The organism is Bryobacter aggregatus MPL3 (assembly GCF_000702445.1).
GTDB lineage: Bacteria > Acidobacteriota > Terriglobia > Bryobacterales > Bryobacteraceae > Bryobacter > Bryobacter aggregatus.
In genome coordinates, this window is the sequence record NZ_JNIF01000003.1 from 2521190 (window position 1) to 2535824 (window position 14635).

11 protein-coding genes are annotated in these 14635 nt (G+C 55.5%); 4 read left to right on the forward strand and 7 right to left on the reverse strand.

Going from position 1 to position 14635, the window contains the following annotated elements; translation table 11 throughout:
• Positions 1 to 132 precede the first annotated feature (132 nt).
• Positions 133 to 921, forward strand: a complete 789-nt coding sequence (locus M017_RS0111925) for a hypothetical protein (RefSeq protein ID WP_031498133.1) — start codon at positions 133 to 135, stop codon at positions 919 to 921.
• Complete coding sequence (locus tag M017_RS0111930; protein WP_031498135.1) at positions 914 to 4165, forward strand: DEAD/DEAH box helicase; 3252 nt, start codon at positions 914 to 916, stop codon at positions 4163 to 4165. Before M017_RS0111925 ends, M017_RS0111930 begins: the two co-directional genes overlap by 8 nt.
• 283 nt (positions 4166 to 4448) lie before the next feature.
• Here M017_RS0111930 and M017_RS29310 read toward each other — a convergent pair whose 3' ends face one another.
• Entirely contained in the window at positions 4449 to 4709 is a 261-nt protein-coding gene (locus M017_RS29310) for a hypothetical protein (RefSeq protein ID WP_155121375.1), read from the reverse strand.
• Between the two features lie 701 nt (positions 4710 to 5410).
• A complete protein-coding gene (locus tag M017_RS0111940; RefSeq protein ID WP_162179901.1) occupies positions 5411 to 7531 on the reverse strand; it encodes a DNA/RNA helicase domain-containing protein in 2121 nt (706 codons plus the stop codon).
• Between the two features lie 793 nt (positions 7532 to 8324).
• Here M017_RS0111940 and M017_RS0111945 point away from each other — a divergent pair.
• Together M017_RS0111945 and M017_RS0111950 are read left to right on the forward strand one after the other, a co-directional pair.
• The gene (locus M017_RS0111945; RefSeq protein ID WP_031498141.1) at positions 8325 to 9956 is read left to right on the forward strand and encodes a hypothetical protein; all 1632 of its coding nucleotides are present in this window, start codon (positions 8325 to 8327) and stop codon (positions 9954 to 9956) included.
• A gap of 5 nt (positions 9957 to 9961) precedes the next feature.
• The gene (locus tag M017_RS0111950; protein WP_031498143.1) at positions 9962 to 10921 is read left to right on the forward strand and encodes a restriction endonuclease; all 960 of its coding nucleotides are present in this window, start codon (positions 9962 to 9964) and stop codon (positions 10919 to 10921) included.
• Between the two features lie 182 nt (positions 10922 to 11103).
• On the opposite strand, the gene M017_RS30720 is transcribed toward M017_RS0111950, so the two are convergent.
• The 5 genes from M017_RS30720 to M017_RS29320 form a co-directional block, all read right to left on the reverse strand.
• On the reverse strand, positions 11104 to 11514 hold the full coding sequence (locus M017_RS30720; RefSeq protein ID WP_155121376.1) for a hypothetical protein: 411 nt from the start codon (positions 11512 to 11514) through the stop codon (positions 11104 to 11106).
• Positions 11515 to 11557: 43 nt separating this feature from the next.
• Positions 11558 to 12472 carry a replication protein RepA gene (locus M017_RS0111960; RefSeq protein ID WP_035957785.1) on the reverse strand — a complete coding sequence of 305 codons (915 nt, stop codon included), beginning with the start codon at positions 12470 to 12472 and terminating at the stop codon, positions 11558 to 11560.
• A 377-nt stretch (positions 12473 to 12849) separates the two neighbouring features.
• Positions 12850 to 13794 (reverse strand): tyrosine-type recombinase/integrase, encoded by a 945-nt coding sequence (locus tag M017_RS0111965; RefSeq protein WP_162179897.1) that lies wholly within the window; start codon positions 13792 to 13794, stop codon positions 12850 to 12852.
• 206 nt (positions 13795 to 14000) lie between these two features.
• Positions 14001 to 14207, reverse strand: a complete 207-nt coding sequence (locus M017_RS30725; protein ID WP_080507678.1) for a helix-turn-helix domain-containing protein — start codon at positions 14205 to 14207, stop codon at positions 14001 to 14003.
• 9 nt (positions 14208 to 14216) lie between these two features.
• Complete coding sequence (locus M017_RS29320) at positions 14217 to 14558, reverse strand: carbon-nitrogen hydrolase family protein (RefSeq protein WP_155121377.1); 342 nt, start codon at positions 14556 to 14558, stop codon at positions 14217 to 14219.
• Positions 14559 to 14635: the final 77 nt, after the last annotated feature.

The following is a 14635-nucleotide window of genomic DNA, read 5'->3' on the forward strand; positions in this document are numbered from 1 at the left end:
TGATCAGCGGTTTGGGCGACAGTGGTCTGGGCAGGGCGGCCGGACGATCAGGAGAAGCGAGAAAATCTCTTCTCGACTTTACATTGCGTACACCGGTCAATGAGCAGCGGCAGCCGGAGGGGCGAGCGAACCATGTCGCTTAGCATAAACCCCATCGAGAATTCCTCGACTAGCGGTTTCGTCTGGACGGTTGAAGATGAGGATGAGCTGGCGAGAATGGTTGCCCGTGTGTATCTTGGACATTGGAATCATGTTCAGAAGATTCTGATGAAACTAGGCAAAGGTGCGCCGCCGGTGGCAGACGGCGCGGTTATTGAGGCAAAGGCGCGTCTAAATGTGAATGGAACGTCTTGGCATCGAGACGGTCTTCTATTTCAGGCTATCTCTTGGATTGCGGCCCATAAATTGAGCGGTTCGACGCCGAGTGTTATAAGTCTGCCGCATTTAATTCCCGCACACAAAGGATTTGATGGAATTCAGATAGAGCTTGATGACCAACACGAGCTCCGAGGTGTCCTGGTTTTCGAGGACAAAGCTTCGGAGAACGCTCGAGCGATCATCACTAGTGAAGTTTGGCCTGAGTTCAGACTGCTCGAATCCGGCGCACGAGAAACCGAACTTATGCAAGAAACAACGGCACTCCTTCAGCGAGGTCAAGTTCCAGACATAGACCAGATCATCGAGGGAATCGTCTGGAAAAAGATTCGTAAATTCAGGGTGAGCGTGACAGGCGAACCGAAACACGGCACCGTTTCTGGGTTCGCCAAATTATTCAAGGACTATGAAGCGGTCGCTCCCGGTACCGATCCTGCCAAGCGGAGAGCTGAGGTGATATGCCTCGCCGATGTCCGCGTGTGGCTGGACGCATTCGCCCAGCGGGTAGAGCAAGCAATCGATAAGGAGAAAAGCGGTAGTGTTTGATCAACAAACCATTGAATTGATCCAATCTGCTCCGCCTCTTGACGGCCTTAGCCTGAACGAGTTGCCAAGGGACCTTACGCGAGCATACTCGACGATTGTTTCATTGCGCATGCGGTTACGAGAATCCTTGACGGATCTTGACTACGCTTCCGAGTTGGGCGCAATCGAGAAGAGGCTAGAAGCAATTGCGTTAACGCACGAGGCGTTCGTTGCGGTCGCTGCCGACCGACCGAACCGAGTGGCAGCAGCGTTTGTATCTGGAACTGCGCACCAATTGCGTTTTTCAGCAAGGAAGCTAATCGAAAGTTCAGTCGGGCCCAGCGTGCTCGCGTTTGACTCAATCGCGCCTGAGATCGCCGCAACCATTCTGTTCCTCGTCGCTGGGCGTGCTGCCGATGCCTCTCAAATGGCGCGCAACATTCGTTTCGACGAATCGGCAACAGTAGAGGACTACGTGAGACGCGGAATTGCGGATTTGGCACGTGGGCGGCTCGTGAACATTTTGGAACGCGAGTTGGCGATGGAAGCCAGCGTCTCAATGACAGAAGAAGTTGCCGTTGGCCTTTTGTGGACAGAGTTGCTGCGAGGTATCCGTGCATTAGCGGCGTTGCTTCTAGGCCGCGATGATGATCTTGAATTCGCTGATGCTATTCCGTCAGAGATTTTCGCGGAAGTTCGCGACATTTCGATTGACGAGGTACGATTCGATGGGGCGACACAGGTTCTGAGCGTTTTTCCTGGACCGCATCATTTGGCATCGCTGCTTCATAACGCGGCTAGTGAACTGATGGATGCGGGCGTAATCAATATCGACCCGCCGCCGACCATACAACAGAAAGCATGGCGAGGATTTCTTAAAGACATCGCTAGTTGTCGGCCTTACCTCTGGCCGAATCATCGAGAGGCTATCGCAGAGGGGTATCTCACTCCAGGTATCTCTGCAGTTGTTAGTTTTCCGACTGGCGCTGGCAAGTCTACGCTTTCAGAACTTAAGATTGGCGCAGCGCGACTTAGGGGAAAGAAGGTAGTCTTTCTGGCTCCCACTCTGGCTCTTGTTAACCAGGTATTCACCGATTTGAGACGGACTTTTCCAGATGCAAACACGACGCTCGCCGACGAGTTAGAACCTGAGGGTCTCACGAACGTGGCCGTGATGACACCCGAACGCTGTCTCACTTTGCTGGGGTTTAGCCCTGAGGCATTCAAAGATGTCGGCTTGTTGGTGTTCGACGAGTGCCATATCATGCATCCACGCGATAGCTCTGGCAGAAGAAGTGTAGACGCGATGTTGTGCCTGTTGAGTTTTTTGCGTGCAGCTCCTGATGCGGAGGTTCTCTTGGTCTCGGCCATGATCAAGAACGGCAAAATGCTCGCTGAGTGGTTGGGTGAACTCACTAACCGTCCCGCTATTTCACTTGCCCTTCGCTGGAAGCCAACGCGCCAAGCTCGGGGCTGCGTCGTGTACCCAAGTGATCGGATAGCGGAACTCAACTTGTTGATTCGCAAGGCGGCAAGATCGTCGAAGGCGAGAAGCATTCCTCGCGCCATTAGGAGACAGCTGACGGTCGTTCCGCGAGGTATGATCTCGCTCTTGCAGACTTGGCAGAGCGAAGACGACGAGGACTATGCAGTCTTGCCGTTGCTCGGCGAGCCGGTTTGTCTGGACGCCGTGAAAACACCCTACTCGTCTGGCGCGTACTTGAACCCGAACCGTAACGATGTGGCTGCGGCGATAGGAGCCCGTTCTGGCGATTTGGGCGTTAAGACCTTGGTTTTCGCTCAGCAGGTACCTTGGTGCACGAGTATTCAGGATGAGGCGGAAAGGATCATGCAGACTAGGTTAATTACACCAACATCTGCCGAGATTGCGTTTCTCGAAATGGCTGCGATCGAGCTGGGGGGCGAAGATCACAGCTACTGTCGCCGCCATGGTCTCACCGCTTGCCACCATGGCTCTTTGCTTCCGGCTGAACGACAATTCAATGAATCGATGTTTCGTCGGCCGGACGGAGTTCACGTTATGGTGGCGACTTCAACTTTGGCGCAGGGCATGAATCTGCCAAGTCAGCTAGTGGTGCTGGCCGGTGACGACCGGTTTGATCAGGAACTGAATAAGATGACATTGTTGGACGCTCATGAATTATTGAACGCGGCGGGAAGAGCGGGGCGGGCCGGTGAGGCAGCAGAAGGTTTGGTTGTGTTGGTTCCTGGAAAGGTGATTGAGTACGATGAGCTGAAAACGGCGTTAAGCAAGCATTGGTTTGATCTTCGGGAAATCTTCTCGAATAGCGACCAATGTCTTGAGCTTGAAGACCCTCTAGAACCGCTTCTCGATCAGATCCACATGGCTACGGAGCATAGCAAGATACATGGAGATTACCTACTAAAACGTTTACCAATTATGATTGGCGAGGGTGAGGAGGTGGCTCGCCGCTTGCTCGAAAACTCGTTCGGCGCTTTTAAGAAGCGTCTCGCCGGCGATCCCGAATGGATACAGCAACGTGTGGATTCCGCTATGGTGCGTCGTCAAACCGTCGTTGGAATAACGGAGGAACTGGGTTGGGAGGATGAGCTTGCGGCCACAACTGGAATCCTTGGAGCAGACGATGTTAGATCCCTTGCGCAACGCCTGATGGAAACCGTTGGCGAGCCTTTAAGATCTGTTTCACATTGGATTGATTGGGGGCGGGACTGGCTGGTCGAAAATCCGGAGGTCTTGGGAGAGATTCTTCGACCCCTTACGGTCACAGGCGTGTTCGGAAGTGCTCTAGAAAACCTTCAAGCCGACCCGTCCAAAGCCAGCGCCGCCCTAGTCACAATTGGTGAAGTGCTGCCGATGTGGATTGGCGGGTCTCCTCTGAAAGATATTGATCAGTTGCTTACCAATAATAAGCCGACGAAAAAATGTCGCGTAGGTCGTGAGTGGGCGCTGCGTCTCGCTCCGGAATTGGCCTACTTCTTTGGCATCGTTACCCAGACTTGTCGAAAAATGCGGGAAGTGGAGTACGGGACCTTCGATTTGCCCTTGGCCTTTACCGTTCACGGACGCTGTGTCCGCGAAGGCTTTGATCATCCAGATAAACTCGCGTTGCATCATGTGATGGGTGCAGTCGTCCCGAGAGTGGTCGTACATCAAAGGTTCAAAGAGATTGAAGAGTTTCTCGAACCAGGACCAGATTCCGAAAAGTTTCCCGAAGCGGTATCGAGGGTCCGTCGTGCCTGGCTTCGTTTCAACAAGCAATAGTCGCTAAGACTTGTTGGTCTTTTTCGAACTTGATTGTCGCTCTGCAGGTCCTGCCCTCAGACCGTCTTCGGTGGAGCCATTCGACGCTACTCCTGAGCCAGGAACGAATCAAAGTCTCAATCCGGCTCATAGGAGTGCTTGTTAAAAAAGATCTTGTCCAGATACTGCTAGGGTCGCATTGAGTCCCCCAATGGCATTTCGGCTCAAAGACCGCCCGTCGAGACGTATCTGCGTGCGTGCCTCCGCGTCCCCCCACTCTGATTCGGCCATTGTGCTTTGGCTCTTACAGAAGTTTCTGGATCTGATGGAGGGTGAGGCTTGGGAGATCCTGCTGGTAGTCCTGGTAGAAGCTTCCCTCTCTTGAAGTACCTTCAATGTGACGCAGCATTAGTGCCTTGTTGGTCTCTCGATCTAAGCCGCGCTCCTTCGTGGAGACGACGCGTTTGCCCGTCAGGTTGTAAAGGCTTCGAGACAGGATGAACCGGCTGCCTGGTCCGCGCCCGACTACGTCCTCGATGGTTTCTTCATTCGAAAGACGAGCCAATCTAGGTTTCAGGGCGTCAATGATCTGTTCGTCCCGCTGAATTGCGTCAACGATTATAGGATCCTCTGTGGTGGAGGATGAGATTCGCTCCTTGCCGAGTTTTTCAAAGTAGCGCAGAGAATCTGGATTCTGGTTCTCACCCAGCAACGTGAATGCCTCCTGGTACTCATCCGTCCGACCGAAGCTGGACTGCCAGTGGCGAGGGCTCGATCGAATTATGTGAGCGCCTCCTACGGCCTCCCGAACTTAATGTATCCGGTGCCGATGATGCTGAGCCAGCGAACTACGGACGATCAGTCGCTACTCTCCTCTCCCGCTATATGCGCGCTTGCGAGTAGGAAGAAGCCTCCGCTTTTTCCTTTCAGCGCTGCTACGATACCCAGTTTGCCATTGGCTCGATTCACCCACTCGCTATCATTCAGGCGTGGTCAACGACCTCGATTGACTTCCTGGGCGCTGCAGCTGGAAAGAGGTAGGACCTCTACAGTGTGATGCGCGCGGTTCAGATCAGCCGTGATGTCGGTGCCCTCCGTGTTGTTCAAAAAATCTGCATTTGGTTTTTATTCTGCCCACATCAAATCTCAATTGTCGAAGCAGGGTCAATACACTGCAGGACGCTGAGGCACGCGTAGTTGCTCTTGGGAGTCTGATTTAGGCGAACAAAAATTCGATTGTCTTCAGGCAGACCGTTAAAAGTAATGCTAAACCGAAAAGCGCTCCAAGCGGCTCCTGAAGAAATTCTCCGTCTCTTTGTCTTGAAAGTGGACGTAGCAGCCCAGCATCCCTCGTGTTAGAAGGACCCGGTACGTGTTCTTCACGAGATCGACGAACCGATCTCGTGAGCTCCGTACATCGCGGTCGCGTGATGCGTTCCTATCTCCCACCCAACCCTGTCCGGGCCGGTATACCAAGTCTGTTCCGAAGATCACGCCGATATAGTCGAACTCGAATCCCTGTGCAGTGTAGACGCAGCCCACCTGCTCGATTCCGCCTGGATCATACGCCCAAAGGTTTGATTCGGGAATTCCATCTGCCAGATGTCCGGCGTTGGGCCGTGCATTCCAAGGCCGACTGAACGAACCGGCATGAACATCATGCACCAGTGTTCCGTCGGACTTCGGTTTTGACCATGGCCAGCAGAATCCAGCGCTCAGTCGCGCCTTCTGGCCATTTTGCGCTTTCTCCCTGATCCATCCGTCCAGTTGTTCGGGGCTTTCGGCGATTCGAAACTCGAATGATTCCTCAAGGTTCCAGAGCACGTTCGGCGTGCGTTCGATTTCGAGTGTGTTGTTGACCCAGTTGATGAATCCATCGCTGCCGGAGCAGCGGAACTGTGCTTCCAATTGATACTCGACCACCGACGACCCGAGCTTCTGCGCGGCATCCCTTATATACTCCGACGAGCCAATCTCCCCCGGTTTGACGACTTGGCGATCATCCACGAAGAATACTGTCACCTTGCCAGCGTTCAGAAGTTCTTCTATCTGGGGCTTCCCCGTGCGCTCCGCCGCCGGCGTCCACTGACTGTGGGAAGTGACACGAATGCGATGCGCCTCGTCACCGATGATCACATCGACAGCGTCTCGCTCCGCAGTAATATAGCCGTTGAAGTATTTGAACTGTTGTGACGCGCGCCGACCCACGATCTCCCTGAGTGTCGTCGTGAACGCCCGCGAACCCGTCGCGTAGTGCGCATTCAAGCCGAGCGCGGCTAGCCGGGACATGAGATTAAGGGCGATGACCGACTTGCCCGTCCCCGGCCCTCCCTTGATGATGACCGTCCGTTTCGCGCGCTCCCTAAATCCTTCCGACACACAGTTGAGAACGGACTCGAACACCACCATCTGCTCATCGAGGAGCGTGTACTCGGGTTTCTCCGCGAGAATTCCTGAGACATGCTCCAGCAGCTTTTTGCTCGCCTTGTACTGGCTTTTTTCGATTCGTTGGAGGACTAGTTCCCCGTTCCCCTTAGCCAATCGACTCTTGAGGAAACCGGATAGCTCCTCGACTTGATTTGCCGCGAACGTTGGAGCTAGTTCGAGTACTTCTTTGTAACGCGCAGAAAAGAGAGCCTCGGGATGAACGGGTTCATAGTTGTGCAAGTAGGCGCAACTTGCCAGCGATACCGGCTCTTCATCCTCGTGAAAGGCCGTGTGGCCGTCCTGAAGGTAGCATTGATACTGATAGACCTGAGCTGATGGATGCAGCACATCGCGTCTTCCGTGACCAACAAACGTAACTACCTTGTCACCGTATGCTTCTTGGCATGTTTCCCACTGCTTCAATTCAACAATGACGGCACTGTCTCGCCCCTGTCCGTCGCGTCCACTCACCAAACAATCAAGTCGTTTGCTTGTCTGTGGGAGCTGGTATTCCAACAAGACTCCGTGATCCAGCAGTTCGGCGTGGCCAAACACCAGGCACATCGCTCGAAGCGAATTACGCCATGAGTTCACCTCCGACGGCTGGGGCTGGTAGCGGAAGTGCGCGAAGAATGCATCGCTCAACTTGCCCGCGATTCGGTTATGCACCGAGTCGTCGATCAGGCCCGTCGTACTGCCGGAGTAAAGTTTCATAGTGTGGTGTACCTCTTTGGGGGCCTCTGCGGCCAAATACTTTGCCGCGTTTTTCTCAAGCTTCTGTGGGATTGCTTCTGTTAAATTACCACCGAGATTGTCGGCCATCTCTGAAAGGTACGCTGCCACCCCTAGAAGCTCTTCGGCCGAGAGTTCCTTTTCCTTGGGCGCCATCTCCTTGATCTCGTCGGAAATCCTCCAGAGAAAGGGTTCTCCGAGTTCGGCGGCTTCGATAGCGATGTCCACGGCTATGTCTTTATGGTTTCGAAACCGAGACCAGTCGCGCCCATCGCGGAAGGCTCTGTGGGCGGCTATTGGCCTTGCTTTCCGAGTCACGTCTGCTGAGTGTTTGTATCAACGTCCTGCACCGCGCCGCCGCAACGCCACTGACGTGTCCGAGCCTCCTGTATCGCATTTCACGGGGACTGAAGAGCACCCTACGTCCGACGAACTGCCGCCTAGCGGCACGAGTAGGTCCGCGCAATCACAACGCTTGGGAAGGCTCATTCCGCAGTCTCGGTCGAGGGTGAAGCTCGGTCCGCGACCACCTTCTCGATTGGCGGATCGACAAGAGGCGGCGATGAGGGCTGGGGCGAATATATAGATTTGATCGAGAAAGCCGACAATGGTTTTGGGCAACGATCCGTATTCGCATACGCGTAGCTGCTTCGTGGGCTGGGATATTGGGTCAGCACTCTTGGAAGACAGCTTGCGAGTAGAGGTTCCATTCGACGAACCATGAGGTCTTGAATTCTTCTGCGCGTTCGAAGTCCGAGTTCAATGCCGCCTATGCCGCTGAAGTGGCTTCCGACTTTGAGGGTGGTTGCAATGGGTCATCACCTCGTGGTTCCTTTTCCGGCGATGAGGTCGACGTATGTCTGGATAAGTTCTTAGGCGGGGTTGTTCATGTTGTGTTTTACCTAATCGAGGTATAGGTGTAGGTGTACATAAATCTGTCGGTTAACGACGGGGTTGTTGCGGATTCTGCAACGAGGTTCGCTGAATTACGATGGGGGCGTAAACTAGAATTCTCCACGTTATGCCGCGCCTTCTCAAGAGCGAAACCGCACGCAGGCTCCGAGCCGGGCAACGGTCGTTGTCCACCGCGTTCTCCTTGCTCTCGACGCCGAAGAGCGTCTCGCACGAGCCCGACAAATCTGACGGCGCGATCGAGCTCGGCCTAGTCGGGATTGGTGCTGAGCTCGCGATCTCCGCGTGCCTGTACGAGATTCTGGGTCCCGGCGCGATCATCCGAAAGGAGACGGGCTTTTACATCACTGCCGGTGAGGCACTCGCGAAGTTCCGCGAGACCCTCGGCTCGGGTATCCCTCGGTTGTCCTTGCTCACGCAGGGCATCGGTGCGGCTGCTGATCAGCTCAAGGCGATCGACCGCGCGTGCGCTGGCTTCAAGGTGCTCTTCACGTCTCGTGCGGCGGCGGTGCACGCGGGGCAGGGCGCGTCACATGATGTCGTTTTTTGTGTAGGGAAGGATGTCGCGCATTTCTTGGAGCTGCTCGCGCTGAGTCCGAAGTGGAAGCCTTACTTGAAGGATGCTCCCGCGATCCCGGCGTTGCCGAAGGAGCGGACGATCATCGCGCAGGAGTTGGCTGCGGCGGCGAAGGGGAAGGATAAGGGTGCTGTTGGTGCGGCGCTCGCGAACATCTTCCTCGTCCTGCCAGACTTGTCTATGGACGAGCCCGAGTGGCTCTCGGCCTTGGAGCGCGTGCACGTGAACGCGAAGCCCAACGATATTTCCGTTCTACTTAAGTCGCTGGAGAACGCGACGGTCGGCGACCTGATGAAGGTCGGGAAGGGATCGTCGGGTATCGCGACGAAGATCGAGCCGGACAACCCGAACGCCGTCCCGATCTACATCGCGGGGATGAAAAAGAAGTTCGAGAACGCCTCGGACTCGTGGAACGCGTACGTTGGGACGGCGAACGCGGAGATCGAGAAGGGCGTGCTGTCTCTACCGCCGATTGCTGCCGTGTACGGGTTCGCCGGAATCGGGATCGATGGTATCGGCTTGCCCGCAGAGGAGACGAGCGATGGTCTCCCGGCGCATGTAGTTTGGCCGTTCATCGCGTCCGCCCTGAACTATAAGGGGACGAAGGGGCCGTGCTTCTTCCTCGCCCGAGCCCTCCGGTCTGATGCTTCCGGGCAGCTCGCTGCTCTCCTGAAGAAGGCTGCGGGGAAGAGCGGCATCCTGAATAACGCGCTCAAGGATTACCAATCCCTCTTCGATGTTACGGTCGCGAAGCAGCCAGCGCCGACGAGCTCGACCATCGCTGCCGGGCTCGCGAAGAGCGGGGCGACGCGTGACGAGAAGCGGCAGGAACTCGAAGACGCCCTCACTGAGCGAGAGGAAATGACGCCCGGCGGCCTGGAAAAGAAGTACGACCAGCTCATCGCGCTCTTCGCGCAATCCGACAGCGTGGGCACGTGCATCACTGCCATTGTGGAGGGGAAGATTGACTTCAAGGACGAGAAGCTCGCGGTGCTTCGTATCCTGATTGCTGCCGCGTCTGACCGCGAGGACATCGCTCCCCTCGCCCGGATCATCGGTGATAACGACCTCAAGGCGGTATCGACGTCCGCACGGAAGGCTATCGCCGAAATCGATTACGCGCTCTACGGCCCGCAGGCAGTGAAGAAGCGCACGGCGAAGTAACCGCTATGCAACGCCGTCACGACAGTCCGGAGTGGAGGGAGTTCGAGCAGCTCGTGGCTCGTATCGAGCATGATGCTGGGCCGCTCGGGTTGGTCGTGCGCTCGCCTGATCGCATCCTGTGTAAGGTGACGGGCCGGAAGCGTGAGGTCGACGTGAGCGTCCGGAGTCGTGCGGGGACTGCTGATTTGCTGGTGACGATTGAGTGCCGTAAGCGTCACCCGAAGCAGGATGTGACGTGGATCGAGCAGCTCGCGACGAAGCGTGACGCTATTGGTGCGTCGTGTACGATCGCGGTGAGCTCGTCCGGGTTCACGCCAGCGGCTGAGGCCGTAGCTGCTCGTCATGGCATCCGGTTGCGGCGGCTCTCCGAGATATCGGTTGACGAGGTGAACGGACTCCTGCGTCGACTTGATTTCGTCCTGTTTACTCACAAGCGGGCGGCTGCGGCACGGGTCGGGCTCCGGTTCTATCGGGACGAGACGTGGAAGGTGCCCGATCCGAACCAAGTCGACATGGACCTGCCGTCATCGACGGATTTGTTCGCGAAGATCTTCACGAATACCGAAACAGGGTACGCGTGGTCGATTATCGATATGTGGCATCAGGTGCAGAAGGACGGGGACGCGTTCGGGGACGTCAAGCGCGGACAGCCGCCTGTGATAAGGAACGCGTGCTTTCCGTACCCCGGTAACGTGAGGGTGGAGACACCGGACGGTCCGAAACGTCTGGGCGATGCCATCTTGAGCATAAAACTCTGGATTGAGCTCGAAGAGGTGTGGCTGAACGACGCCAAGCGGGTCGAGTATGCGTCTCCCGAAGGCGAGGCGCTCCAGCGCGTCGAGTTTGTCCCGCAACGGCGTGAGCAGAAGGACTGGAGCATCTCTCTCCAAGTGCCGAAGGACAGCACGGATCTGAACGAGCTTAAGACCGGATTCAACCAACCAACGCCCGAGAGCGCGAAGTAGACGCGTGGCAGGCGGCTACCGCCTTTCGCCCTAGCCCTCTGATGGTTGTGGCGTTTTTCGGAGGACGCCGCTCGGTGATTCGATGAATTGCTTCATGTATTTTAGTTCGAGGATTGGATTTCCGTGGAGGTCATACCACATGCGCTCGCAGTTCACGCTGCCCCTGATGACGCGGAGTTGCTTTAGTCTGGTCGCGAGGAACCCTTTGATCGTGATGAAGTTCTTGCCGATGAGTTTTGCTGCCATCTCTTGTGGGTGCCAGATGGTGATTCCGTTGGGCTTGTCGACCTCGAACGCGATCTTAGCCAAGAGACGGTTTGCAGAGATGCCGATGCGGCACTTGATCTGTTAGTCCACGTTCTTGCGGAGGCGTACTTTGATCCTGGTCGCGAGCCGTCCGAGTCTGCGCAGGTCGGTTGGTCTAGGGTGCATGCGAGTTCGTCGATGCTTTTCACGACTTCGATCGGGATCTCTGCCTCGATCTCACTCAACAGCGTCAAATGTGCTCGACGGATCCAATCCGGACGTTTGGGCACCAAGACGATCTCCGGGCAGATCGATAGCACATCCGGCTCCCGCATTAAGTTCTTCACTCCTAGCCTCTAGAAGAATCTGGCCGGGGATGGCCGTCAGCGATCAATGGGGGGAAGGGGCCAACACAATTTGCCTGTCGATTCTCAGGAAGTTGCCGTTGGTACAGATTCTTGCCGGGCATTGTGGCCACAAGCTACGGATGCTTTGGAGCCACTTTTCCAGCGTTGCTCGGAACTTACTTGGGCGGGAGTACTCGATGCACCCGAGTTGCTTCGTCAGGCCGCTTGGCCCAAACAGGGGAATGTACTCTGGTCCTTTCGAAATGTAGCAGCGATAGCTAAGCCAAAGGAAGAGGTCGAGGAGCCCGGGTGCTGCTGCGAAAATCTTGATTGCTTCGAGGTCTGTGGGGATTGGGTGGGCTGTCAACTCTGCATAGAACTCGGCACTGAGCGTGATGGAATTTCCGTTGTCCGGTACTGATTCGGGTCGGCTGTACCAGATCTCTGCCTCTCTTAGGAAGTTGAAGCGGCTTCGATGGAGAACGCTCGAGGTTGCGCTAGATCGATCGGTGGTGAAGAACATAGTCGCGCCGAAAATGCGCTCGAAGGCCGCGATGATTCGCCGATACTCTTTGCCGCCTTTTGCCATTCCGAAAGTGTCTAGCAACTCTGCCGCTGATCGGAAGCGGACCACTTGGCTTTTCTGACGGACCGCTAGTGTTGCTAGGAAAATTAGGATGAGGCGATCCTGTCCGAACGGGAGACCGAAATGCGGGTGGCCAGTGATTTGGAGTAAGAAGTTGCCATTCCTTCTTTCAAAGAGCAGTTGATCGGGGGGTGGCTTTCGAATTGGGAGTCCGCAGAGGATGAATGGTCGAGAGGCGAAGGCGAGAGATTGCTTGCCGTTCTCCCGGTTCGATCGGACAAGTGCGATACCTTCGGCCTGCTTCGCTCGGTAGCGGGAGATCAGAAGATCCCCATGGGACTCGCGAAGGACATGTTCTGCCCTAACCAACATCTATGGACCTCACGTGGTTTGCGTGAGGGGATTGTTGCTCGTTAGGTATCAGAGTCGAGTTGCAGAGGACTCGCCGTTACTGCGATTACTGCGTTAAGCCCAGTTTTCGCTTTTCGCCATGATTCTAGGTGGTCTGAATGTCCGCTATGGTCGCCTAAGTCTTTTATTTGCGAACGATGTATGTATTCCCAAGCTGAACGTCGCCGGTTCGATCCCGGTCTCCCGCTCCATAGAATCAACGACTTAGGAATACTCCTAGAACCCTTCGTTACTGCGATTACTGCTTTATCTCTTCTGAACGCCTTTTCGGGTCTCTTTTCCCCTCACTTTGTTTCTGTTTGGAGCGGCTTTGCCTGAATGCCTCGCCCCACGATTGACTACTGGATCGTTGTCTCCAAGTGACGAACTGCTGCCAGCCGATCCTCGAAGGTGCTGACGGCGTACTCGTTCTCGTTAACATCTACGGTGTTGCCCATCTGTGCCGAACGGGTGTGAGCATCGACTCCGGCTTGCCTTGAGAGGGTCGCAAAAGTGCGGCGCATCACCTGGAAGTTTGCCCATTCGAGACCGACGGCCTTCAGTTTGGGCCGCATGTTGCGCAGCCAAACGTTGTCTCGCCAGATTGGTGTGTTGTTCTCCGTCGAGAATAGCCACGCTTGGGAGTTGGCAGTGTCGAGCTTTGTGATCCAAGCTCCTAAAAGGCTTGTAGTCCCTTGGGACAGGGCAACTTGCCGGTAGGATCGCTTCGTTTTTGGGGTGTCGATCTGGCCTCGGTAAAGTCGCCGTCGAACCCACACACAATTGCTTTCCACATCACCTACTTGTAAGGCTAGGATTTCTCCCGGTCGCATTCCTTCCCAAGTTGCGAATCGGGCAATGAGCTTCTCTCGCAAATCCAGCGCGTCGAGCATTCTCGCCGCCTCCTCAATTTTCAGAACCTTGCGTGGTCGGGCGGGTTGACAGTGACGGGGCGTGTATAGAGCCATCGCTGGATTTCGATCTACGACTCCCTCACTCATTCCTAGCGTGAAAATAGAGCGGAGACGAAAGCGGAGATGATCCACCATACTCCTGGTAAGAGTATTCGCTTTCACATCCAGAAGCGTTTGCAGCGATTCTCGAGTGACTTCGGACATCAGCATAAATCCCAGATCCGGAACAAGATTTGCGGTGAGTCTGTTCTCTTCCGTGACCGCTGTGGATGGTTTCCACTTGCGGCGGTAGACCGGCAGATAGGTCACCTCGACGAATTGGCCGAAGGTGTAGATCGGTGCTACCGACTGTCCAGCCTGAGAGTTTTGACTGTGAAGAATCTCGGCCAACTTCGACTCGGCCTCCGATCGACTCACTTTGTTGCAGAGTCCACGTTCCTTGGATCTTGGCTTTCCATCCTCCCTCCATTGGGCATACCAATAAGTTTTTCCATTTCTTTTGCGTGGCTTCAAACTGCCGCGCTGATACCGCTTTCGACGCATCGATTGTTCCTTTTCTTGCGTCCACAGCAGAACATCCTGACCTACTTCCGAGACTAACACCGCTCCTTGCTGGCTTCTAACCACTGGTCGAGCCATTCCCTTCGGACTAGTTTTCGCCGCCCCATCGACAGATGGGCCAGGCGCGGAGTTCCGGGTACCTTTCCGTTGATCACATTTGAGACATGTGTCTTCGAACATCGCAGGAGATTTGCCACGTCGCGGATGGTGAGGACCGCCTGAGGGTCTTGCGCTGGTTGCATTTGGGCACCTCATAGTTGAATTGCTGAGACATAAGGGATGCCGAACAGGCGAGACCAGGCCTTGAGGCTCGTCTCTTGCGCGGCGGGGATGTTGGTTTGACTGGTCCAAGTGGCGTTGGAAATGCCGACGATGAGTGTTGGATTCTCCCACGCGGATTGCAGCATGGGCCAGACGAGAAGCTGTTCGTAGCAAATGAGGATCGCTAGCTTGTGAGGTCCGATCTGCATCGTTCCTGGACCGGTGACATTCAGTGGAACGCCGTCGGCGGGACCGAAGGGATTCCACATTCCGAGTGGAAGCGGGATATGTTGATCGAAGGGTTTGGTCTTCCATTCGCCGATGGCGACCACTGCGTTTCGGTATTGCGATGATCCGGGGATTGAGATGCCTGCGCCGATCAGTGCGGATCGGTTCGTACGTTCAAGTC

Bases quoted from the DNA above. Each gene is read 5' to 3' on its own strand.
- M017_RS0111925 (WP_031498133.1), top strand. From the start codon at position 133: ATGTCGCTTAGCATAAACCCCATCGAGAATTCCTCGACTAGCGGTTTC.
- M017_RS0111945 (WP_031498141.1), top strand. From the start codon at position 8,325: ATGCCGCGCCTTCTCAAGAGCGAAACCGCACGCAGGCTCCGAGCCGGG.
- M017_RS0111950 (WP_031498143.1), top strand. From the start codon at position 9,962: ATGCAACGCCGTCACGACAGTCCGGAGTGGAGGGAGTTCGAGCAGCTC.
- M017_RS0111960 (WP_035957785.1), bottom strand. From the start codon at position 12,472: ATGTTGGTTAGGGCAGAACATGTCCTTCGCGAGTCCCATGGGGATCTT.
- M017_RS30725 (WP_080507678.1), bottom strand. From the start codon at position 14,207: ATGCAACCAGCGCAAGACCCTCAGGCGGTCCTCACCATCCGCGACGTG.